The 20,588-nt window shown below is 63.6% G+C and carries 20 protein-coding genes and 2 pseudogenes; 10 read left to right on the top strand and 12 right to left on the bottom strand.

The window, feature by feature from the left end:
• Positions 1-18: 18 nt before the first annotated feature.
• Positions 19-843 carry a quinoprotein dehydrogenase-associated SoxYZ-like carrier gene (locus AKN84_RS02590; protein ID WP_050419213.1) on the bottom strand — a complete coding sequence of 275 codons (825 nt, stop codon included), beginning with the start codon at positions 841-843 and terminating at the stop codon, positions 19-21.
• Between the two features lie 43 nt (positions 844-886).
• Positions 887-1,777, bottom strand: a complete 891-nt coding sequence (locus AKN84_RS02585) for a quinoprotein relay system zinc metallohydrolase 2 (RefSeq protein WP_430649881.1) — start codon at positions 1,775-1,777, stop codon at positions 887-889.
• 203 nt (positions 1,778-1,980) lie between these two features.
• Here AKN84_RS02585 and AKN84_RS02580 point away from each other — a divergent pair, with 203 nt between their 5' ends.
• On the top strand, positions 1,981-2,862 hold the full coding sequence (locus AKN84_RS02580; RefSeq protein ID WP_050419211.1) for a substrate-binding domain-containing protein: 882 nt from the start codon (positions 1,981-1,983) through the stop codon (positions 2,860-2,862).
• Complete coding sequence (locus AKN84_RS02575; protein ID WP_050419210.1) at positions 2,859-3,413, top strand: PQQ-dependent catabolism-associated CXXCW motif protein; 555 nt, start codon at positions 2,859-2,861, stop codon at positions 3,411-3,413. The genes AKN84_RS02580 and AKN84_RS02575 overlap by 4 nt, the downstream gene beginning before the upstream one ends.
• 24 nt (positions 3,414-3,437) lie before the next feature.
• Here AKN84_RS02575 and AKN84_RS02570 read toward each other — a convergent pair whose 3' ends face one another.
• The 6 genes from AKN84_RS02570 to AKN84_RS02545 form a co-directional block, all read right to left on the bottom strand.
• Positions 3,438-3,734, bottom strand: a complete 297-nt coding sequence (locus AKN84_RS02570; RefSeq protein WP_050419209.1) for a copper-binding protein — start codon at positions 3,732-3,734, stop codon at positions 3,438-3,440.
• A 235-nt stretch (positions 3,735-3,969) separates the two neighbouring features.
• A complete protein-coding gene (locus AKN84_RS02565; protein ID WP_050419208.1) occupies positions 3,970-4,587 on the bottom strand; it encodes a hypothetical protein in 618 nt (205 codons plus the stop codon).
• A complete protein-coding gene (locus tag AKN84_RS02560) occupies positions 4,584-5,432 on the bottom strand; it encodes an ABC transporter permease (protein ID WP_050405241.1) in 849 nt (282 codons plus the stop codon). Before AKN84_RS02560 ends, AKN84_RS02565 begins: the two co-directional genes overlap by 4 nt.
• Positions 5,429-6,244 carry an ABC transporter ATP-binding protein gene (locus AKN84_RS02555; RefSeq protein WP_128970360.1) on the bottom strand — a complete coding sequence of 272 codons (816 nt, stop codon included), beginning with the start codon at positions 6,242-6,244 and terminating at the stop codon, positions 5,429-5,431. Before AKN84_RS02555 ends, AKN84_RS02560 begins: the two co-directional genes overlap by 4 nt.
• Positions 6,241-7,218 carry a YVTN family beta-propeller repeat protein gene (locus AKN84_RS02550; protein ID WP_050419207.1) on the bottom strand — a complete coding sequence of 326 codons (978 nt, stop codon included), beginning with the start codon at positions 7,216-7,218 and terminating at the stop codon, positions 6,241-6,243. The genes AKN84_RS02555 and AKN84_RS02550 overlap by 4 nt, the downstream gene beginning before the upstream one ends.
• A 4-nt stretch (positions 7,219-7,222) precedes the next feature.
• Complete coding sequence (locus AKN84_RS02545) at positions 7,223-8,404, bottom strand: ABC transporter substrate-binding protein (protein ID WP_050419206.1); 1,182 nt, start codon at positions 8,402-8,404, stop codon at positions 7,223-7,225.
• A 63-nt stretch (positions 8,405-8,467) separates the two neighbouring features.
• On the opposite strand from AKN84_RS02545, the pseudogene AKN84_RS50570 reads away from it, so the two are divergent.
• A pseudogene (locus AKN84_RS50570) lies at positions 8,468-9,059 on the top strand (DUF3280 domain-containing protein).
• A gap of 165 nt (positions 9,060-9,224) precedes the next feature.
• On the opposite strand, the gene fghA reads toward AKN84_RS50570, so the two are convergent.
• Together fghA and AKN84_RS02530 are read right to left on the bottom strand one after the other, a co-directional pair.
• Positions 9,225-10,064 (bottom strand): S-formylglutathione hydrolase, encoded by an 840-nt coding sequence (gene fghA, locus AKN84_RS02535; RefSeq protein ID WP_050419205.1) that lies wholly within the window; start codon positions 10,062-10,064, stop codon positions 9,225-9,227.
• A 30-nt stretch (positions 10,065-10,094) separates the two neighbouring features.
• On the bottom strand, positions 10,095-10,715 hold the full coding sequence (locus AKN84_RS02530; protein WP_050419204.1) for a response regulator transcription factor: 621 nt from the start codon (positions 10,713-10,715) through the stop codon (positions 10,095-10,097).
• Positions 10,716-10,895: 180 nt separating this feature from the next.
• Between AKN84_RS02530 and AKN84_RS02525 the strand changes: the two genes are divergently transcribed.
• Entirely contained in the window at positions 10,896-12,269 is a 1,374-nt protein-coding gene (locus AKN84_RS02525; RefSeq protein ID WP_050419203.1) for a histidine kinase, read from the top strand.
• On the opposite strand, the pseudogene AKN84_RS02520 reads toward AKN84_RS02525, so the two are convergent.
• Both AKN84_RS02520 and AKN84_RS02515 read right to left on the bottom strand, forming a co-directional pair.
• Positions 12,250-12,658, bottom strand: a pseudogene (locus tag AKN84_RS02520) (YkvA family protein). The gene AKN84_RS02525 and the pseudogene AKN84_RS02520 sit on opposite strands and share 20 nt — an antisense overlap.
• 30 nt (positions 12,659-12,688) lie before the next feature.
• Positions 12,689-13,663: a helix-turn-helix domain-containing protein gene (locus tag AKN84_RS02515; RefSeq protein ID WP_050419328.1), complete on the bottom strand. Its 975-nt coding sequence runs from the start codon at positions 13,661-13,663 to the stop codon at positions 12,689-12,691.
• 420 nt (positions 13,664-14,083) lie between these two features.
• Here AKN84_RS02515 and xoxF5 point away from each other — a divergent pair, with 420 nt between their 5' ends.
• The 6 genes from xoxF5 to AKN84_RS02485 all read left to right on the top strand — a co-directional run bounded on the left by xoxF5 (position 14,084) and on the right by AKN84_RS02485 (position 20,580).
• Complete coding sequence (gene xoxF5 / locus AKN84_RS02510; protein ID WP_050419202.1) at positions 14,084-15,889, top strand: lanthanide-dependent methanol dehydrogenase XoxF5; 1,806 nt, start codon at positions 14,084-14,086, stop codon at positions 15,887-15,889.
• A 124-nt stretch (positions 15,890-16,013) separates the two neighbouring features.
• On the top strand, positions 16,014-16,496 hold the full coding sequence (locus AKN84_RS02505) for a c-type cytochrome, methanol metabolism-related (RefSeq protein WP_050419327.1): 483 nt from the start codon (positions 16,014-16,016) through the stop codon (positions 16,494-16,496).
• 50 nt (positions 16,497-16,546) lie between these two features.
• Positions 16,547-17,656: an S-(hydroxymethyl)glutathione dehydrogenase/class III alcohol dehydrogenase gene (locus AKN84_RS02500; RefSeq protein ID WP_050419326.1), complete on the top strand. Its 1,110-nt coding sequence runs from the start codon at positions 16,547-16,549 to the stop codon at positions 17,654-17,656.
• 33 nt (positions 17,657-17,689) lie between these two features.
• The gene (gene gfa / locus AKN84_RS02495; protein ID WP_050419201.1) at positions 17,690-18,253 is read left to right on the top strand and encodes an S-(hydroxymethyl)glutathione synthase; all 564 of its coding nucleotides are present in this window, start codon (positions 17,690-17,692) and stop codon (positions 18,251-18,253) included.
• A gap of 152 nt (positions 18,254-18,405) precedes the next feature.
• A complete protein-coding gene (locus tag AKN84_RS02490; protein WP_050419200.1) occupies positions 18,406-19,359 on the top strand; it encodes a hypothetical protein in 954 nt (317 codons plus the stop codon).
• 75 nt (positions 19,360-19,434) lie between these two features.
• The gene (locus tag AKN84_RS02485; protein ID WP_050419199.1) at positions 19,435-20,580 is read left to right on the top strand and encodes an epoxide hydrolase family protein; all 1,146 of its coding nucleotides are present in this window, start codon (positions 19,435-19,437) and stop codon (positions 20,578-20,580) included.
• Positions 20,581-20,588: the final 8 nt, after the last annotated feature.

Raw genomic sequence — 20,588 nt, 5'->3', positions numbered from 1 at the left:
CGCGAGATCGCGTACCCGTCAGGTCCCGGGATTCTCGACCTTCCATTCGTGCTCGAAGACGTGCCCGTCGGTATCCCTGGCTTCGGCGCGGAAGTGCTTGGCGCCGTTCGAGACGTAGGTGAAGCGGATGTTGGGGTCCTCGGAAATCGAGATTCCGCCCTCCATCGCCAGCACCGGACTGTCGTCCTGCCAGATGTGCAGCTCGTTGACGAAGAAGGCCGGGATATAGAGCTGCGTGACCTGATCCATCTGCAGGCCTGAATTGTTCGGGTGCCCGATCATGATCTGGGCTTCGCGCGTGCTGGTCGCCGGCCCCTGTTCGGACTTCGTGAATTGCCGGTAGCGCATCTGGCCGAGCCGGTTCTTCGCTTCCTCGACGTTCTTGCCGGCCGGTGCCGAGCAGCCGCCGGATGCCTTGACGTAGACCTTGCTCACATAGAGCTTGCCGTCGCTGAGCTGCGCGACGGCGTGCACGTTGGTGTAATTGTTGACGCGGACGCGGGTCGAGATCTCGGTGACATTGGCGTCCGGCCCGAGCGTGAATTTCGCGGCCATCGGTGCGGGATTTTCGTCGATGACCAGGGTGATGGCGATGACGCGGCGGCTGTCGCTGGGTTGCAGCTTGGTGCGCAGCGTCACCGGAACGATCGCGGCGTCCTCCGCGCGCGCCGGCATCTCGATGCCGATGACGTCGTTGCCGTCATTCATCGGACGATTGCTGAAGATGTCCTGGACGAGGCCCGGCCAGGGGTCATAGGTCTCGGCCGCGAGCGCGGCCGGTGTGCCCAGCGCGATCGCAACAAGGCTGGCGACGCAAAGCAGGCGGGCGCGATGTCCGGTCATGTTCGCGAGATCCTATGCAGCCGCATCATTATAGGGCCAACAGCTACTCCCATTCAATTTCCGAGAATGCTGCAGTTGCGTTGCGGGCGTTGTAATCATCGAACAATTGCCAGCGCGGCCGCTCAGCTGCCGCGGCGTGCTCCGCCGCAGCCGTGATCGGCTTGCCGCTTTTGACCAGCGCGCGCACGTCCGTGGCCAGCGTCTCGAGATAACGCCGTTCGTCGGCGAGCGCCGCAGGCCATGCGCTCACGGGTCCGTGACCGGGAACCACACGCTCGGCGGGAATCGCGGCGAGGTCGTCGAGCGCGCGCAGCCAGCCCTTGAGGCTGCCGTCGACCACCGGAATATGCTCGAGGAACACCATGTCGCCGGCGAACAGGGTCCCGCTGCGTTCATCGAAGACGGTCAGGTCGTTGTCGCTGTGGGCGGGCGGCCAGGCCTTCAGAGTGAGGCTCCGTCCGCCAAGGTTGAGCTTCAGCGTGTCCTCGACCAGCACGGTTGGTGGAATGATCCGCACCTCGTCGACCAAGGCATCGCCCATGGTCCGCCGAAATCCGTCGAGATAGAATTGCCCGCGCGCCGCCAGCGCGCGGGGCAGGGCCTTGTGGCCGACAAAGCTGGTCCCGTCGCCGACGAACGCCGCGTTGCCGAAGCTGTGGTCCGGATGCGCGTGGGTGTTGATGACGTAGCGGATCGGCTTGTCGCTATGGCTGCGCACCGCGGCGAGCAATTGCAGTCCTTCGCGAACGCTGCCGCCGGTGTCGATGACGGCAACGGCACTGTCGCCGATCACGAAGCCCACATTGGCGATGGCGCCTTCGTTCTCGCGCGTCATCAATGCAGTGACGCCGGTGTGAACGAATATTCCGGGGGCGACTTCGCTCACAGGCAATTCCGCCTCTTGCGCCCGCGCTATGGTCGGCGCCCAAAGCATCAGGAGCAGCGCAAGCACCGAACCGCCATGAGCCATGTTTCCGCCTCAGTTTTTCCGGGACGCATGAACGATGTCGTCTCACGTGCGTTTGCGCTGCAACAAGCAACGCGGCGCCGTCGCGATCATTATCCCTGTTACACGTCATGGCGCGCCGGGCAATTGCCTGACCACGGTGACCTGTCCGCTCAAGAGGAGACCGCGTGATGAGAGTTGTCGGATGCCGTCCTGTCCTGTTCGCGCTTGTCGGCTTTATCGCCTGTCTCGCCGGCCGTGACATCGCGCGTGCGCAGGTCAATGAGCAGGGCGAACTCTCCATCGAGCTGGTCGATCCCAAAGTTCTCCGCATCTGTGCCGATCCGCGCAACCTGCCGTTCTCGAACGACAAGGGCGAGGGCTTTGAGAACAAGATCGGCGAGCTGTTTGCCGAGAAGCTGCAGAAGAAGCTCGATTACATGTATTTTCCGCAGGCGACCGGTTTCGTGCGGGTTACTCTCGGCTCGCATCGCTGCGACGTGATCATGGGATTTCCGCAAGGCGACGACCTCGCGCAGGGCACCAATCCGTATTACCGCACGGCCTATGCGATCGTCGCCAAGCCGGGCAGCGGATTGGATGAGGTCACGACGCTCGAGGATGAGCGGCTGAAGGGCAAGCATATCGGCATCGTCGCCGGAACGCCGCCGGCGACCAACATGGCCATCAACGGGCTGATGGGCAATGCCAAGCCTTATCCGCTGATGATCGACACGCGCTACGATTCCTCGGCCGAGGCGATGATGAACGATCTCGAAAAGGGCGAGATCGATGCCGGCATCCTGTGGGGGCCGATGGCGGGCTTTTATGCCAAGAAGGCGAACCCGCCGCTGCATATCACGCCGCTGGTCAAGGAGACCACGGGACCGAAGCTGGTGTATCGCATCGGCATGGGCGTGCGCGGATCTGACCAGAACTGGAAGCGGCAGCTCAATCGACTGATCCAGGAGAACCAGCCGGCGATCAACAAGATCCTGCTCGACTTCGGCGTTCCGCTGCTCGACGAGAACGACCGTCCGATCGGGCCGGAGACCGCAACCAAGTCGCCATGATCAGGCTCGCGGCCATGCTGGCGGTGCTGGTGGTCGCCGCTTCGCCTGTCCGCGCGCAGGACCAGCCTGCAGAGCCCGAGGGGTACCGCACCGAGGATTACCGCGCACTTGTACCGGCCACGCTTGCCGGCGCACGCGTGCTCACGACGGAGGAAGCGGCAGCGATCTGGCGCGACAAGTCCGGTGCCTTCGTCGACGTGCTGCCGCGCCCGCCGAAGCCGAAACTGCCCGCCGGCACGGTGTGGCGCGAGCGGCCGCATCGCGACATTCCCGGCAGCATCTGGCTGCCCGACACCGGCTACGGCAAACTTGCCGCTTCAACCGAGGACTATCTCCGGCGCGGCCTGGTGCGTGCCTCCGGCGACGACCAAGCAAAATTGCTCGTGATCTATTGTCAGGAAAGTTGCTGGATGTCGTGGAACGCGGCCAAGCGCGTGCTGTCCTACGGCTACCGCAACGTGGCGTGGTATCCGGAGGGAACCGACGGGTGGGAACGGGCCAAGCTGCCGCTGGCGGATGTGGAGCCCGAGCCGCGCGAGGGCGAGCATTGAGCCCGTCCTCACGCGTCGTGCCGATTATTTCTGCTTGTCGAGCTTGTTGATGGTTTTGCCGCCATCGCTGTCTGAGGTGGTGAACGTTACCTTGTCGCCGGCGTGGAAGTCCTCCAGCGACTGTCCCTTGGGTACCTTGTATTCCTGCATCGCGCCGCCGGCCGCGCCCACCGTTCCGCTTTGCGTCTGCTGGAGCGAGATGGTTCCACTCAATCGGTCAATCTTGGTGACTATTCCAGTCATCGGTTGCTGGGCGAAAGCCGCTGAGGTGATCAGGCTCGCGGCGGCGAGGCTGGTCATGACGATCTTGGCTGCTCTCATCAAGGTCTCCCAACTTCAGATATAGTTGGGGTCAACGAGCGGGGGGCGCATTTGGTTCCGGAACAGCGCTGCGCAAAGGAGCACCTCCCGCCAGTCCTGTGAGGCTGCGAACACATCGGCCGTCATTGCGAGCGAAGCGACGCAATCCATCTGTCCGCAAACGGGGTGAGATGGATTGCTTCGTCGCTATCGCTCCTCGCAATGACGATGGAAGCAGACCCGTGCCGCAGTAGGGCTAATCCAGCTCCTGCTGGATGGTGCGGCTGAGCGCAAACAGCCGCTGATCGATGGTGGTCGGCACCTCGCACACGAATTTCACCACCCGTCCGCGGTCCTCGAAGATCCGCGTCTCCCAGACCAGCTGGTTGCCGAGTTCGTCGACCTTGGTCTGGTCCGGCGGCGTGGCATCCTGCAACGCCTGCAGCTTGATTGTATCGTCGCGGATCTTCTCCGCGGCCTCGCGCTGCTTGCGCATCACGCGCTCGAGCCCGTTCATGACCGAGGCACGCTGCCCATTGAGCGTATCGAACAGGCCAGCGAACAGCAGCTTTCCCGCATTGGCCTTGTCCGCCGCGGCGGCCTGCAGGAACTCGGTGATCTGCTTCTGTGCATCCTCGAGCGGGACGCGGCGCGCGGCGAGCTTGGTCGCGAGTGCGCTGATCTTCGGATCGTCCCTCCACTTGGTCTCGGCATCGCCGAGCGGCGGCCCGGCCCAGACGGCGGCGAGCGAGATCTCGGGCACCTTGGCTTGTTGGCAGGGCCAGTCCGGGTAACGCGGATCCGCAGCCAATGCGACCTGGCTCGACAGCGCCATCGCGAGCAGCGCGCCAAATCCCGTTCGCAAGCCTGTCATGCCTCGCCTCCGCCGGGTCCGCGGCGCACCAGGCCGCGCGATGGATCGTAAGCCAGGATCGCGCCGATCATGAACACCACCGTGCAGCCGCCGACCACCGCGAGCGAAACCCAGTTCATCTTGCCGTAGAGCGCAAACCGGATCAGCTCCACCGCATGGGTGAACGGATTGCACTGGCAGACATAGTACAGCATCGGGCTGCCTTCCTGCACTCGCCAGAGCGGGTAGAGCGCCGACGAGGCAAAGAACATCGGGAAGATCACAAAGTTCATCACGCCGGCGAAATTTTCCAGCTGCTTGATGCTGGCTGAGATCAGCATGCCCAGCGCGCCGAGCATCAGGCCCGACAGCACCAGCGCCGGAAGCACGGTGAGGTAGCCGATGGTCGGCGGCGTGATATCCCAGAACCACGCGATCAGCAGGAAGGCGTAGACCTGCAGCAGCGACACCGCGGTGCCGGCGAGCAGCTTGCAGAACAACAGATAGCCGCGCGGCAGCGGGCTGACCAGCAACGTGCGCATGTTGCCCATCTCGCGGTCATAGACCATCGACAGCGAGGATTGCATGCCGTTGAAGAGCTGGATCATCGCCATCAGGCCTGGCGCGATATAGACCTCGTAGAGGATGTAGGTCTCATAGGGCGGGATGATCGAGATGCCGAGCACCTGGCGGAAGCCGGCCGCAAAGATGAACAGCCAGACCAGCGGCCTGACCAGCGCCGAGACGAACCGCTCGCGCTGATGCAGGAAGCGCAGCGCCTCGCGCCACACGATGCCGTTCAGGCAGACGATGTATTCGGACACCGAGAAGCCGCTGCGTTCGGGCGTGACCGTCGTGCTGCTCATGTTGGCGGTTTTCCGGTGAGGGTTGCCGTTCCGGTCAGGCGCATGAACGCGGTGTTGACGTCCTGGGCGCCTGCGTCCGCGATCACGCGCGACATCGGGCCGTGCGCCAGCATCCGGCCCTGATGCAGCACGACGAGGTCGTCGCCCGGCATGATCTCGTCGAACAGATGCGTCGCCCAGAGCACGCCGATGCCCTGCTCGGCGACGAGTTGGCGGACGTGGTCGAGGATGTCGGCGCGCGCCTTGACGTCGAGCCCGACGGTAGCCTCGTCGAGCAGCAGCAGCCGCGGTCGGTGCAGCAGCGCGCGGGCGATCTCGAGCCGCCGCATCTGGCCGCCCGAGAGGTCACGCACCTTGCTGCCGGCGCGGTCGGCAAGTCCGATGCGGCCGAGCACCTCGGCGCTGCGCAGCCGCGCCTCGCGCCGCGAGATGCCGTGCAGCGCGGCGTGATAAAGCAGGTTCTGCGTCAGTGACAGATCGAGATCGAGCGTGCGCGGCTGGAACACGACGCCCATCAGACGCAGCGCTTCACCCGGCGTCCGGCTGATGTCGTGGCCGAAGATCTTGATCTGGCCGTTCTGGATGCCGAACAGCCGCGTCACCAGCGAGAACAACGTGCTCTTGCCGGCGCCGTTGAGGCCGAGCAGTGCGGTGAAGCTCGCCGGTGCGACCGTGAAATTGACATCAATCAAGGCGCGCCGCGGACCGTAGCTGTGGCTGACATTGCCGATCGACAACGCCGGCTGCGCGGTTGCTGCAGGACTTGCATCCGGCGAGGATTGGCTCGCGATATGGGCGTCGGTTGCGGTCATGGCTGCGCGACCGTGATCCCCCAAGGCAATTCGCCGACCTGAATGGTCTTGATCACCTTCTGGGCCGCGACGTCGATCACCGAGACATCGTTCGAAACGCCGTTGGTGACCATCAGATATTTCTCGTCGGGGGTGAAATCCATGTGCCAGACCCGCTGGCCGACCAGCAGATATTTGAGCACCTTGTGGGTCGCACCATCGACCACCGCGACGCGGTTGGCGGGGCCGAGCGCGACGAACGCTGTCTTGCCGTCCTTGGTCATGCCGATGCCGACGGGCTGGATCGCCTCGTTGCGCAGGCCCGGGATTTCAAAGGTGATCTTGCCGGTTACCTCGCGCTTGACCGGATCGATGATCGACACCGTGCCGCCGATCTCGGAGGAGACCCACAATTCGGAGCCGTCGCGCTTGAACTGGGCGAAGCGCGGCCGCGAATCGACCAGCACATTGCCGACGATCTGGCGCGTCGCGGTGTCGATGAAATGCGCCATGTTGGTGGTTTCGGACGTGTTGATCAGGACCTTGCCGTCCGGGCTGATCGTCATGCCCTCGGGCTCGACGCCGACCTGGATGTCGCCAAGCCGGGCGCGCTTCTCGAGATCGATCACGGTGACCGTGTTGTCGTTCTCGTTCGCGACGTACATGGTCTTGCCGGCGGCATCCTGCGTGAACAGCTCAGGGTCGGGGCCGGAGGGCAGGGTGTCGACGATCTCCTGGGTCTTGGTGTCGATCACCTGGATGGTGTCGTCGTCGCCGACCGCAACCATCACGAACTTGCCGTCGCGCGAGAACTCGATGCCGCGCGGCCGCTGGCCGACCTTGATGGTTTTCGTCACCGTCCAGCTGTCGGTGTCGATCACCGTGACCGTATTGCCCTTTTCGTTGGAGACATAGGCAACGAAGGCGGACGCCGGTGTCGCGGCAAGCCAAACGAGCATCCCGGTCAACAGACAGCGGCGCCTCATGCGTTTCATCTCCCTACTGCAGCTTGCACTTCGTTTCAGGCCGGTCAACTCCGAGCGTGTCGAGCTCGGAGACCTGGTGCAGGAAACCTTCCTGCGGCGAGACCGAAACGACCATACGACCATCGGCCAGCAGGATCGGCTGGCGGAGCTGCCAATTCCAGTCGCGCAGGGTCAGTCGCGTGCCCTTGAAGGCGGCGATCGAGAAATCCTTGCTCTTGAGGAAGGCGATGACCTTCTTGGGGTCTCCCGAGCTGGTGCGGGACGTGGCTTCGCCGATCATGCGGGCAGCGGTCCAGGCCTGCATGTCGAGCGCCGTCATGCGGCGCATGTTCAGCTTGACGAAGCGGTTCTGGATCTGGACCGCGCCCCATTGATCATGCGCCGCGTCCCAGCTGGTCGGCACCAGCCCCGCCGAGCCCGCGACAGGCCGCGGGTCCCAGGTCCGGTAGGGCAGATAGTTCGCGAACACCTCGCTCTCGTCGGCGGCAACGAGCACGTCGTAGGCCGGTGCCTGCTGGGTGAACACCGGCATCTGGCGCTGGATCAGCGTCACGCCCGAGTCGGTGCGCCGCGCGCCGCCGGTGTCCTCGAAGGTCCGTTCCTGGACGATCTTGGCGCCGAAGCGGTTGGCGGCGCGGCGCAGCGCATCGGCGTAGAGCTTGTCCTGATCGTGCGAGCCGCTCACCAGCAGCCAGCGCTTCCACTGCTTCCATACCAGGTACTGGCCGAGCGCGTCCGCCAGCATCGAGCGGGTCGGCGCGACATGGACGACATTGCCGCGGCAGTCTTGCTCGCGCAGCCGGTCGTCGATCGCACCGGCATTCAGCAGCATGGTGCCGCGATCGCGTAGTGCATCGGCGACCTTGAGCAGCGCGTCGGCTGGCAGATCGGTGATGATGTAGTCGTTGCGGCCGGCGAGATCGGTCGCGACCTTGGCGACATCGTCACTGTCCTTGACCTTGACCTCGTCGAGCGCGAAGCGCTGGTTGAGGAACTTGCCGGTCGTATTGTTGTCCTCGATCGCGAGCCGCGCGCCGGCGATGCCGTCATTGTCGGCCGGCTGTTCGACCAGCGAGAGCGTCGATTTGACGCCGGCATGCCCGAGATAGCCGATATGGATCTCGACGGGATCAGCCGCCAGCGCTCTGGCCGCCATCATGCTGAGCGCGATCGTGCCGATCAGCCATCGGAACATAACTCCTCCCGCAGTCTTTCCTCACTCGGCATGGCATTGTCGCACCATGCGTTGACGTGCAAGATGACCGAATTGGCCTTGCTTGCAACCCCGCTTTTTGTCGTTGCGAGGTTACAAATTTCGATTGGTTCACAATCATGAGAACAGCGTTCGCGTTGGTCGTATCGTTGCTGGCGATGTCGGCGGGGGCGGTGCGAGCCGAACCGCCCAAGCTCGCGGTGTTCGATCTCGAGATGATCGACACCAGCCTGCAGGGAGAGATGAACGGGCCGCGCACCGACGAGCAGGCGCGGCTGCTCCGGGCCGGCGATCAGGTGCGCAAGGAGCTTGCGGACTCCGGCAAGTTCCGCGTGCTCGATATCGCGCCCGTCAATGTTGCGGCGCACGGCAGCAATCTTCAGCCTGCGGCGGCTGCGACGTGAAGCTGGCCGGCGAGCTCGGCGCTGACCTCGCGATGACCGGCGTGGTGCAGAAGGTCTCCAACCTCATCCTCAACATCAATCTCTACCTGCGGGACGTGCATACCGGGCAATTGGTGGCCGCAGCGAGTGCCGACATGCGCGGCAACACCGACGAATCCTGGTCGCGTGCCACCGACTACCTCGTGCGCAACCGTCTGCTTGCGCCGAACTACGGCGCCCCGCAGGCACGATGAGCGACGGTTGCTTGGACGATTTCTGAATATTAGAAGTTTACGCCTGAGTTGCCCGACGTGTCAAGCCGTCTGGTCGACAGCCGTCTGGTTGAACGTCGGAACCGGCTACTTTGCATGGGGTTGTTTTCGACATTTTGGTATCACGCCGCTTTGGCGCGGGAAGTATCACGCCTTCAGCCGCGCGGCGTGCCAGCGCAGATGATCGGCCATGAAGGTCGAGATGAAGTAATAGCTGTGGTCGTAGCCCGGCTGACGCCGCAAGGTGAGGGGAATGTTGGCCTGCTCGCACGCCGCCTTCAGCAGCTCGGGCCGCAGCTGCTCGGTGAGAAAACCGTCGGCATCGCCATAATCGACCAGCAGGTCGGAGAAGCGGGCGCCATCCTCGATCAGCGCGACCGCATCATGCTTGCGCCACGCCTGCTTGTTGCTGCCGAGATAACCGCCGAGCGCCTTGTTGCCCCACGGTACCTGCGATGGTGCCACGATCGGCGCAAACGCACTTGCTGCGCGATAGCGATCCGGATGGCGCAGCGCCATCGTCAGCGCGCCGTGGCCGCCCATGGAGTGACCGAGGATCGATTGCCGCGTCGTGTCGACCGGGAATTGCTCGGCGATCAGCTTGGGCAATTCCTCAGTGACGTAGCTCCACATCCGGTAGTTGGTCGCGAACGGCTGCTCCGTCGCATCAACATAGAAACCTGCGCCGAGGCCAAAATCGTAGGAATTGGCGGGATCGCCCGGGACGCCTTCGCCGCGCGGGCTGGTATCCGGAGCGACGAAGATCAGGCCGAGCTCGGCGCAAGCCTGGCGGAATTCGCCCTTCTCGGTGACGTTGGCGTGCGTGCAGGTCAGGCCCGACAGGTAGGTGACGACAGGCAATTTGGTGCCCGCCGCATGCTCAGGGACGAACACCGAGAACGTCATGTCGGTCTTGGTCTCGCGGCTGGGATGGCGGTAGACGCCTTGTGTGCCGCCATGCGACTTGTTCTGGGAAACCGTCTGCATCGTCGTATTCCTCTGTGTTGGTGCGCGGCGTCAGGCGACGCCGCTCTCGATCGCGAGGCGCACCAGCTCGGCCGAAGTGCGCACGCCAAGCTTCTGGCGCATGATCGATGACGTGTTCGCGACCGTCTTGTATGACGAATGGACCAGCCAGGCGATCTCCGACAGGCTCTTGCCGGAACTGAGCAGGCGCAGGATCTCCATCTCGCGCGAGGTCAGCTTGGAAAGCGGATTCTGCGCAAAGCCCGGCCGCGCAAAGGCGACATTGCGTGCGATCGCAGGCGGCAGATAGACGCCGCCGTTACCGACCTCGCGGACCGCCTCCACCAGATCGTTGGGATCGCCGGTCTTCGAGACGTAGCCCTTGGCGCCGATGTCGATGGCGCGGGCGGCGAACACCGGGTCGTCGTTCATGCTGAACATGATGAGGCGCGCGGACGCATCACGGCTCAGGATGCGCCGGGCCAGCTCGAAGCCGGAGACGGTCGGCAGGTTGATGTCGATCACGCAGAGATCGGGCTTCTCCGCAACGAAAGCCCGCTCGCCGCTCTCGGCATCCGCTGCTTCGAGCAGGGTGATCGCGGGATCGTCGGCGAACACGGTGCGACAACCGGAGGCAACGATGGGATGATCGTCAACGATCAGAATGCGCATGGCGTTGTTCCGGCGACCTCATCGATTCACGCGTCATCACATCGGCTTGCGCGAAGAACACCTCGGTTCCGACCGGTTGTGCACCTCGCACGGGATTGCGATAGGGTGCGATTAGATAGCCGGGCAAATTTGGCTGTCAACGATCCTCTCGGAGGAGGGATCGCGGTCGGGGGCAACGTCATGTGGCAAAAGCTATCCTTGCGCGCACGGATCAACCTGTTGCTGGCGCTGATTCTGGCGCTTGGATTGGGCATCAATATCGCGCGGCTGGCGCTCGAGGCGGGACCTCGCGTTCAGGCAGAAGATCAAAGCGTTATCCGGCTCGCGCGCGAGTTTGTTGCTGCGATCGTGGCCGGCCTCGACGAGGCGCCGGATCCCGATGCGCGGCTTGATCAGATCGTCGAGGATCTGAGCCGGCTGCGTCATGTCAGCATCACGCGGCAGGATGACGCGACCGCAAAGTCTCCCGAGCGTCCGCAGGACGCTGGCGATCCGCGCGCCCCGCCGGAGTGGTTCGTCGCGCTGGTCCATCCCGAGCAGACCTCGGTGCGGGTGCCGATCTCGGTTCACGGCAAACCGCAGTCGCTGGTCATCACCTCGCATCCCGACGACGAGATCGCCGAGATCTGGGACGGCATCGTTACCCAGCTCGAGATCGGCTCCGCGATCGCGGTGGCGCTGCTGCTGGTGACCATGCTGGTGGTCGGTCGCGCGCTGGCGCCGCTCGAGGCGCTGTCGCAGGCCATGATCGGTATCGAGGCCGGGGATTACGATGCACGGGTCGAGCCCGGCGGATCGCCCGAATTGGCCGCGATCTGTGCCAAACTGAACCATTTGGCGGCGACGCTTGGCGAGGCCGTCGACAGCAAGCGGCTACTCGCCGAACGTGCGGTCTCGCTGCAGGATTCCGAACGCAAGGAAATCGCGCGCGAACTGCACGACGAGTTCGGGCCCTATCTGTTTGCGCTGCGCGCGCATGCCGGCGCACTGACCCGGCTGTCGGAGGTGGACAAGGCGGATCCTGCGGCATTGCGCAAGCACGGCAACGCCATCCTCGAGCAGGTCAACGCGCTCCAGCAGTTCACTCGCCGCATCCTTGAGCGATTGCGGCCGGTGGGATTGGCCGAGCTCGGGCTTGCAGAAGCGCTCGGTGCGCTGGTGCGGCTGTGGAGCGAGACGCATCCGGAGGTGGAGATCGAGAGTAACGTGTCGCCTGATCTCGGCGAGACCGGCGAGATGGCCGATTTGACGATCTACCGCATCGTCCAGGAAGCGCTCACCAACGTGTTCCGCCACGCCGGCGCGACGGCGGTCGCTATCACGATCGAGCCCGTCGAGCGGCAGGCCGGCCTGCGCGGCAGCCGCGATGGCGTGCTGGTGCGGGTTCGCGACAATGGCCGCGGCATGCTCGCCGATCGCAGGCTTGGCCGCGGTTTGACCGGCATGCAGGAGCGGATCCTCGCGCTCGGAGGCACGCTCAAGATCAACTCCACCGATGACGGCGTGACGGTCGAGGCGCTGGTGCCGAAGGCCGCTACCGCGGCCAGTATCTGAAAGCGGCCCACACCAGCGCAAATGCGCCGGCGATCCAGAGCACGACGATTGCGATCATCCCGGCGCGGCTGATCGGTCGCTGCAATACCGCGCCGGCCTTGGCGCGGCATTCCGCCATCACTTCGTCCGGAACGAGCGCGATCGCGAACCAGATGCCGAGCGGCAGCAGGATCAGATCATCGAGATAGCCGAGCACCGGGATGAAATCCGGAATCAGATCGATCGGAGACAGCGCATAGGCCGCGATGGCGATCGCAAGCGCTGGCGTACCATGGTACGCGCGGGTCACGCGCCGCGAGATAGAGCGCGACGCTGTCCCGCTTGAGGTTGCGCGCCCAAGCCTTGATTGAGGTCAGCTTGATTGATGAGGATTTGAAGGTCGACAGCATGGCGTGACGCCTGCACGCCAGACGGAAACGCTACTCCAGCACCACGTCCACCGGCATGCCGCTGTGCAGGCCCTTGTGAACGGACGAGGGCGCGATGCCGAAATATTTCCGGAACACGCGGCTGAAATGCGAAGAACTCGAGAAGCCCCAGGAGAAGGCCACGTCCGTGATGGTCTTGCCGTTCTGGGATTCCAGCTCCTGCCGGCAATTCTGCAGCCGGGCCTTCCAGATGTAGTCGCTGACCGTCATGCCGCGATCGCTGAACAGCATGTGCAGATAGCGCTTCGAGCAGCCGAGCGCCGCGGAGATGCGGTCGATGCAGAGATCGGGATCGCGCAGGTGCTCGCGGATGAAGCCCTGGGCCCGCACATAGGTCGCCTCGGCGCTGCCGCGGTCGAACATCGCGCCGGTTTCTCGCAGCGGCAGCAGCAGCAAATCGATCAGCGCATCGGCGACACCGACCGCGTTGACCGGGGTCAGCGTCGGCGCCTCGCCGAACGCGGCGTGCACGAAATCATAGGCGATGCGGCCGGTGCCGTTGCGCGCCGAGAGCTTGCAGGGCGCCATCTTCGAGAGCTGGAAGCCGCGCTCCTTGAGCAGGTCCTTCGGCACGATGACGACCTCGTGACGGGTCAGGGACGGGCTGATGATCGTATGCGGACAGGACACGTCGTAGGCGAAGCAGTCGCCCGGCATGATGTCGAAGTGCAGACCGTCCTGCTCGAAATGCGAGACGCCGTGGGTCTGGAAAACGATCTTGATGTAGGGGTGCTCGCTGAGTTTGATGCGTGAGATGGTATGCGCGATCCGGTGCTGGCTTGCCTCGATCTGGCACAGCTTCAATCGCGAGACCGTCGTGAAATTGATGCGGCCCTCGAGCGAGGATCCTTCCAGCGCATCGACATCGAACTGACCACAGAGATCAGTGAGCGCATCCGACCAGCGCTGGATTTGCCGCTTGGGCGTCAATCCGTTCGTGCTGAGTGAATGGACTGTATCGGACATCTTTCCAGCCACCGATTCGATCCCCAACGTGACTGCTCACCGAGCTCAATCTGGCCCGGGACGATGCGCCTTCTCCCTGATTCTGAACAGCTTAGGGAGGTGGCGGGATTTCTTCCCGGTTAATGTCGGGTGATCCTCCGACTTAGTTCTGGGCTCGTCAAGCGCAACCTTAGAACGCGTCAATCTGGCGCTTCGAATGTGCCGGCCGCGATTGATGCCCTGCAACATGAAGCAACCTTTGCCAGCCATTGGGGGCGGGCCTGCAAAAATCTGTCGCAGCTTCGCTTTTGAGCAAACGGCTCTTCTCTATTGGGCAAGTCAGCAGGGTTCGATCGGACTACGACTGGGGCACCAAAATGGAAGAAGTGGGGCCGTTTCGGCGGAAACCCTTGAGCTCTTGAACCTGGGAGGAAATCCACGATGCGCAAGATGCTTTACGCGACTGGCCTTGGGGCAATGGCGGTGTTTGCCGTCGGAGCTGCCAGCGCCAATGACGAACTCCACAAGATGTCGCAGAACCCGAAAGACTGGGTGATGCCGACCGGCGACTACACCAATCAGCGATACTCGAAGCTGAATCAGATCAACGCCCAGAACGTCGGAAAGTTGCAGGTCGCCTGGACGTTTTCGACCGGCGTGCTGCGCGGTCACGAAGGCGGACCGCTGATCATCGGCAACATGATGTACGTGCACACCCCGTTCCCGAACAAGGTCTACGCTATTGACCTTTCCAAGGACAATCAGATCGTCTGGAAGTATGAGCCGAAGCAGGATCCGAACGTCATTCCGGTGATGTGCTGCGACACCGTTAATCGCGGCGTCGCCTATGGCGACGGCAAGATCATCCTGCATCAGGCCGACACCACGCTGGTCGCGCTCGATGCGAAGACCGGCAAGGTTGAGTGGAGCGTCAAGAACGGCGATCCGAGCAAGGGATCGACCGGTACCTCGGCGCCGATGGTCATCAAGGACAAGGTCCTGGTGGGTATCTCCGGCGGCGAGTTCGGCGTTCAGGCCCACATGACGGCCTACGACCTCAAGACCGGCAAGCTGGTCTGGCGCGGCTTCTCGGAAGGTCCGGATGATCAGATCCTGGTCGACGACAAGACCACCGAGCTCGGCAAGCCGATCGGCAAGGACTCCAGCCTGAAGACGTGGCAAGGCGATCAATGGAAGATCGGCGGCGGCGCGACCTGGGGCTGGATCTCCTACGATCCTGAACTGAACCTCGTGTATTACGGATCGGGCAATCCCTCGACCTGGAATCCGAAGCAGCGTCCCGGCGACAACAAGTGGTCGATGACGATCTGGGCGCGCAACCCGGATACCGGCGTCGCCAAGTGGGTCTACCAGATGACGCCTCATGACGAATGGGACTATGACGGCGTCAACGAGATGATCCTCTCGGATCAGTCGATCGACGGCACGCCGCGCAAGCTGCTGACGCACTTCGATCGTAACGGCCTCGGCTACACGCTCGATCGCGCCACCGGCGAACTGCTGGTCGCCGACAAGTATGATCCGAAGGTGAACTGGACCTCCGGCGTCGATATGAACAAGAGCTCGCCGACCTATGGTCGTCCGAAGGTTCTCGATGCAGCGTCGACCGACAAGGCCGGCGAAGACCACAACGTCAAGGGCATCTGCCCGGCGGCGCTGGGTTCGAAGGACGAGCAGCCGGCGGCCTACTCGCCCGACACGCAACTGTTCTACGTGCCGACCAACCACGTCTGCATGGACTACGAGCCGTTCAAGGTGAGCTACACCGCAGGTCAGCCCTATGTCGGCGCGACGCTGTCGATGTATCCGCCTCCCGGTGAGACCAACATGGGCAATTTCATTGCCTGGGACGGCAAGACCGGCAAGATCGTGTGGTCGAACAAGGAGCAGTTCTCGGTCTGGTCGGGTGCGCTCGCAACCGCCGGCGGCGTGGTGTTCTACGGCACGCTGGAAGGCTACCTGAAGGCGGTCGACGCGAAGACGGGCAAGGAGCTCTACAAGTTCAAGACTCCGTCCGGCATCATCGGCAACGTCACCACCTATGAGAATGGCGGCAAGCAGTACGTCGCAGTTCTGTCAGGTGTTGGTGGTTGGGCAGGCATCGGCCTCGCGGCCGGTCTGACTGATCCGACGGCCGGTCTTGGCGCAGTCGGCGGCTATGCGGCGCTGAGCAACTACACCGCGCTCGGTGGAACGCTCACCGTGTTCTCGCTGCCGCAGCAGTGAGCTGAGCAAGCCTCGTTCCGGCGCATGGGGCGATCTCCATGCGCCGGTCCGTCTTCCATCCGCACGCGAGGATATGCTTTTGCGTAAGATCTGGTTTGTGACTGCTGCGATCTTCGTCGTGGCAATGGGAGGAGTTGCCTCTGCCGAAGCTCCCGGCGACCCGACGGCGGTCAAATCCGAGGACGGCAAGTATCTCGATAAGGACGGTAACCCGACCTACAAGGTTGCACCTGACGGGACCGTCGATTGGTACACTTACTCTGGATATCGCCGATACCATTCGGAATGCCACGTTTGCCACGGGCCCGATGGTATGGGTTCGACGTACGCGCCTGCGCTGAAGGACTCGCTGAAGAGCATGAACTATGCCGATTTTCTCGGCGTGGTCGCGAGCGGACGCAAGAACGTCTCGACGTCGCAGGAGAACGTTATGCCGGCGTTCGGCGACAATCCGAACGTTGCTTGCTACATGGACGACCTCTATGTGTACCTGCGCGCTCGTTCCAATGATGCGGTTGAGCGCGTACGGCCGGCCAAGCACGAAGACAAATCGGAAGCCTACGGCAAGGCGGAAGACGCCTGCATGGGCCACAACGACAAGAAGTGAGCGTGACCGGCGCGAATGACAAACCTGTTTGATGTTTTGTGGAGACCAAGATGAAGACCCGCGCCGCAGTCGCATTCGAAGCCAAGAAGCCGCTTGAGATCGTCGAGCTCGACCTGGAAGGCCCCAAGGCCGGCGAGGTCCTTGTCGAGATCAAGGCGACGGGCATCTGCCACACCGACGCCTACACGCTCGACGGCTTCGACAGCGAAGGCATCTTCCCCTCGATCCTCGGGCATGAAGGTGCCGGCATCGTGCGCGAGGTCGGCGCCGGCGTGACGTCGGTGAAGCCGGGCGATCACGTGATCCCGCTCTACACGCCTGAATGTCGCCAGTGCAAAAGCTGCCTGAGCCAGAAGACCAATCTCTGCACCGCGATCCGCGCGACGCAAGGCAAGGGCGTGATGCCGGATGGCACCTCGCGCTTCAGCTACAAGGGCAAGACAGTCTTCCACTATATGGGCTGCTCGACCTTCTCGAACTTCACCGTGCTGCCCGAGATCGCGGTCGCCAAGATTCGCGAGGACGCGCCATTCGACAAGAGCTGCTACATCGGTTGCGGCGTCACCACAGGCGTCGGTGCGGTCGTCAACACCGCCAAGGTGACGCCGGGCGCTAACGTCGTCGTGTTCGGCCTCGGCGGCATCGGCCTCAATGTGATCCAGGGCGCCAAGATGGTCGGCGCCGACAAGATCATCGGCGTCGATATCAATGACTCCAAGGAAGCGTGGGGCAAGCAGTTCGGCATGACGCATTTCGTCAACCCGACCAAGGTGACGGGCGATATCGTCCAGCACCTGGTGGGCCTGACCGACGGCGGCGCCGACTACACCTTCGACTGCACCGGCAATACCAACGTGATGCGCCAGGCGCTGGAAGCCTGTCACCGCGGCTGGGGCGTCTCGGTCGTGATCGGTGTCGCGGAATCCGGCAAGGAGATTGCGACCCGACCATTCCAGCTTGTCACCGGGCGAGTCTGGAAGGGGACCGCCTTCGGCGGCGCGCGCGGCCGCACCGACGTGCCGAAGATCGTCGACTGGTACATGAACGGAAAGATCCAGATCGATCCGATGATCACCCATGTGCTGAAGCTCGACGAGATCAACAAGGGCTTCGACCTGATGCACGAGGGCAAATCGATCCGTTCGGTCGTCGTATTCTGAAATCAAAACACCAAGCACTAGGAGGATAGACCAATGACTGTTCATATCCACCCGTCGGTCGACAATGGCGTCAAACAAGGCTCCGGCAGTTTTGCGGGCGGCACGCTCGTCTGCAAATGCGCGGACAAGAAAGTCAAGGTCGGGGTCAAGGGCGACGTCGCCCACAACCACGCCTGCGGCTGCACCAAGTGCTGGAAGCCTTCGGGCGCCACCTTCTCGGTGGTCGCGGTCGTCCCGCGCGAGAACGTCACCGTGCTGGAGAACGGCGACAAGCTGAAGATCGTGGATAGCGCAGCGGTGATCCAGCGTCATGCCTGCACCGGATGCGGCACCCACATGTACGGCCGGATCGAGAACAAGGGCCATCCGTTCTATGGCCTCGACTTCATCCATCCCGAGCTGTTCCAGGAGTCCGGCTCGGCGGCTCCGGGGTTTGCGGCCTTCGTGTCGTCGGTGATCGAGTCCGGCGTCAAGCCGGCCGAGATGGCCGGGATCAGGTCGCGGCTGAAGGAGCTTGGGCTCGAGCCGTATGACTGCCTGTCGCCGGCGCTAATGGACGCGATCGCGACCCACGTGGCGAATTCCAAGGCGGCCTGACAGGGGCGCGGGCTGACCAAGGCAGCCGACAAGGCCGGCCTGACCGGTCCGTCCTGAAGAGATTCGTCGCCGGCAGAGGGCCTGCCGGCGACGGATATGCTGGTAGTACCCGTGACCTTGAACCTTGCATGCCCTGCGGGCGACCACAGGGCATGCATTTTATTTTCCGCCTTGCCCTCGTCCTGTCCCCCATCCTGATCCTGTCGCCGGCCCGCGCCGCGTCGCCGGAAGACCGCTACATCGCGACGCGTGACGCCGCGATCGCCAAATTCGCCAAGCTGTCGAACGACAACAAGATCAACGAGGCCGTCGACAAGGCCGAGGCGGCCGCGCGCGACGAGCTCAAGGGCCAGTTGGCCGCGATCCTGTCGCAGCCCGCCCGGCCGGGCTTTGCGCCCGCCCAGCTCAATCTCGACACTCTATATAAAGGCGACATGGGGTTCGGCATGCTCGACGGCCTGCGCTTCGATGCCGACACTGGCAGGGACGGCGCCAAGATCGGCGAGAAGCGTGCCGACGGCAGCTTCGTCGAGCCGAAGGCCCATATCATCGTCACCACCGAATCCCTGTTCACCCGCTGGCTGCACGAGCACAAGGCCTGGTGGGACAAGGGCAGCAAGAACGTACCGCAGCAGATCGAGCCGGCGCTGAAGTTCGAGGGCCTCTACACCCAGGCGATCTCGACCGATGCGGCCGTGATCAACTTCAACGAGCTGCCGGTCGCCAAGCCGGCGTCGGCCACGCTTGCCTACGGTTTCCTGGCCGGCCGCACCCAGGATTCGTTCCCAGAGGCAGCCGACGAGGTGTTCGTCGCGGCGCTCGACGACGGCAAGTTCTACATCGCCTATGGCGAGATCGCGCCCACCGTGCAGGTGCCGGCCTGCACCGCGATCCGCGCCGACTACAACAAGAAGGCCGACGCGGCGGCCGAGAAGCTCGAGCGCAAGCAGATCACGCGGGCGGCCTATGACAAGCTCGGCGACCTGCGCCAGCAGGGCGAGGACGCCTTCAAGCGCTGCTTCGTTCAGCACGCCCCGGAGCAGCCGGCATTCGCCGCAGCCACCAAGCAGGCCCAGGCGCTGCTGGAGACGGCGATCGGCAAATAGCCTCACGCGACGGTTTGCTCGGCTGACGGTCCGCCCCTATCTTCCCCGGAAAGCTCTGTATCCTGGGGAGACGCCATGAATACCGCCGCCATCAGCTCGTTTCGCATCGCCGTCAGTGACGATGTCCTCGAGGATCTGCGCACCCGGCTGCGCCGGACCCGCTGGCCGGAGGCCGAGCTGGTCGACGATTGGAGCCAGGGCGCGCCGCTGAAATGGATCAAGGACATCTGCCAATATTGGGCCGAGACCTATGATTGGCGGCAGCGCGAGGCGCGGCTCAACCGCTTCAGCCAGTTCACCACCGAGATCGACGGGCTCGACATTCACTTCATCCATGTCCGCTCAAAGCATCCGGAGGCCCGGCCATTGATCGTCACCCATGGCTGGCCGGGATCGGTGGTCGAATTCCACAAGGTAATCGAACCGCTGACCGATCCGACCGCGCATGGCGGCAGCGCTGCCGATGCCTTCCATGTGGTGTGCCCGTCATTGCCCGGCTTCGGCTTCTCGGCCAAACCGGCCGAGACCGGCTGGGGCGTCGACCGGATCGCCAAGGCCTGGGCCGTCCTGATGGAACGGCTGGGCTATACCAGCTATTTCGCGCAAGGCGGCGATTGGGGCTCCGCGGTCACCACCGCGATCGGCGGGCAGGATCCGGCGCATTGCGCCGGCATCCACATCACGCTTGCGATGTCGACGCGGCCCAATGTCGAGGGGCAGCCGACGCCGGAGGAAACCCGCGCGCTCAACGGCATTAAATATTATGCCGACTGGGATTCCGGCTATTCCAAGCAGCAGGCGACCCGGCCGCAGACGCTCGGCTATGCGCTGACGGATTCACCGAGCGGGCAGGCGGCCTGGATCCTGGAGAAATTCTGGGCCTGGACCGACTGCGACGGGCATCCGGAAAACATCCTCGGCCGTGACGAACTGCTCGACAATGTCATGCTGTATTGGGTCACCGAGACGGCGACATCGTCGGCGCGGCTCTATTGGGAGAGCTTCGGTCCGGGCAAGCGAACTCCGCACAAGGTCAGTGTGCCGACCGGCGTTGCCGTGTTTCCCAAGGAGATCGTCACGCCGGTCCGCAAATGGATGGAGACCAACTTCACCAACATCCAGCACTGGAGCGAGATGCCGAAGGGCGGGCACTTCTCCGCGTTCGAGCAGCCCGAGCTGTTCGTTGGCGAGGTGCGGGAGTTCTTCGGGAAGCTGCGCTAGCTGCGTTT

The organism is Bradyrhizobium tropiciagri, assembly GCF_001189845.1.
Taxonomy (GTDB): domain Bacteria; phylum Pseudomonadota; class Alphaproteobacteria; order Rhizobiales; family Xanthobacteraceae; genus Bradyrhizobium; species Bradyrhizobium tropiciagri.
Note: the sequence above shows the minus strand (reverse complement) of the source record. Positions and strands in the feature narration are given on the sequence as shown.

Bases quoted from the DNA above. Each gene is read 5' to 3' on its own strand.
- xoxF5 (WP_050419202.1), top strand. From the start codon at position 14,084: ATGCGCAAGATGCTTTACGCGACTGGCCTTGGGGCAATGGCGGTGTTT.
- AKN84_RS02515 (WP_050419328.1), bottom strand. From the start codon at position 13,663: ATGTCCGATACAGTCCATTCACTCAGCACGAACGGATTGACGCCCAAG.
- AKN84_RS02550 (WP_050419207.1), bottom strand. From the start codon at position 7,218: ATGAAACGCATGAGGCGCCGCTGTCTGTTGACCGGGATGCTCGTTTGG.
- AKN84_RS02485 (WP_050419199.1), top strand. From the start codon at position 19,435: ATGAATACCGCCGCCATCAGCTCGTTTCGCATCGCCGTCAGTGACGAT.
- AKN84_RS02505 (WP_050419327.1), top strand. From the start codon at position 16,014: ATGGGAGGAGTTGCCTCTGCCGAAGCTCCCGGCGACCCGACGGCGGTC.
- AKN84_RS02585 (WP_430649881.1), bottom strand. From the start codon at position 1,777: ATGCTTTGGGCGCCGACCATAGCGCGGGCGCAAGAGGCGGAATTGCCT.
- AKN84_RS02580 (WP_050419211.1), top strand. From the start codon at position 1,981: ATGAGAGTTGTCGGATGCCGTCCTGTCCTGTTCGCGCTTGTCGGCTTT.
- AKN84_RS02490 (WP_050419200.1), top strand. From the start codon at position 18,406: ATGCATTTTATTTTCCGCCTTGCCCTCGTCCTGTCCCCCATCCTGATC.
- fghA (WP_050419205.1), bottom strand. From the start codon at position 10,064: ATGCAGACGGTTTCCCAGAACAAGTCGCATGGCGGCACACAAGGCGTC.
- AKN84_RS02530 (WP_050419204.1), bottom strand. From the start codon at position 10,715: ATGCGCATTCTGATCGTTGACGATCATCCCATCGTTGCCTCCGGTTGT.
- AKN84_RS02555 (WP_128970360.1), bottom strand. From the start codon at position 6,244: ATGACCGCAACCGACGCCCATATCGCGAGCCAATCCTCGCCGGATGCA.
- AKN84_RS02545 (WP_050419206.1), bottom strand. From the start codon at position 8,404: ATGTTCCGATGGCTGATCGGCACGATCGCGCTCAGCATGATGGCGGCC.
- AKN84_RS02500 (WP_050419326.1), top strand. From the start codon at position 16,547: ATGAAGACCCGCGCCGCAGTCGCATTCGAAGCCAAGAAGCCGCTTGAG.
- AKN84_RS02560 (WP_050405241.1), bottom strand. From the start codon at position 5,432: ATGAGCAGCACGACGGTCACGCCCGAACGCAGCGGCTTCTCGGTGTCC.
- AKN84_RS02565 (WP_050419208.1), bottom strand. From the start codon at position 4,587: ATGACAGGCTTGCGAACGGGATTTGGCGCGCTGCTCGCGATGGCGCTG.
- AKN84_RS02570 (WP_050419209.1), bottom strand. From the start codon at position 3,734: ATGAGAGCAGCCAAGATCGTCATGACCAGCCTCGCCGCCGCGAGCCTG.
- AKN84_RS02575 (WP_050419210.1), top strand. From the start codon at position 2,859: ATGATCAGGCTCGCGGCCATGCTGGCGGTGCTGGTGGTCGCCGCTTCG.
- AKN84_RS02525 (WP_050419203.1), top strand. From the start codon at position 10,896: ATGTGGCAAAAGCTATCCTTGCGCGCACGGATCAACCTGTTGCTGGCG.
- AKN84_RS02590 (WP_050419213.1), bottom strand. From the start codon at position 843: ATGACCGGACATCGCGCCCGCCTGCTTTGCGTCGCCAGCCTTGTTGCG.
- gfa (WP_050419201.1), top strand. From the start codon at position 17,690: ATGACTGTTCATATCCACCCGTCGGTCGACAATGGCGTCAAACAAGGC.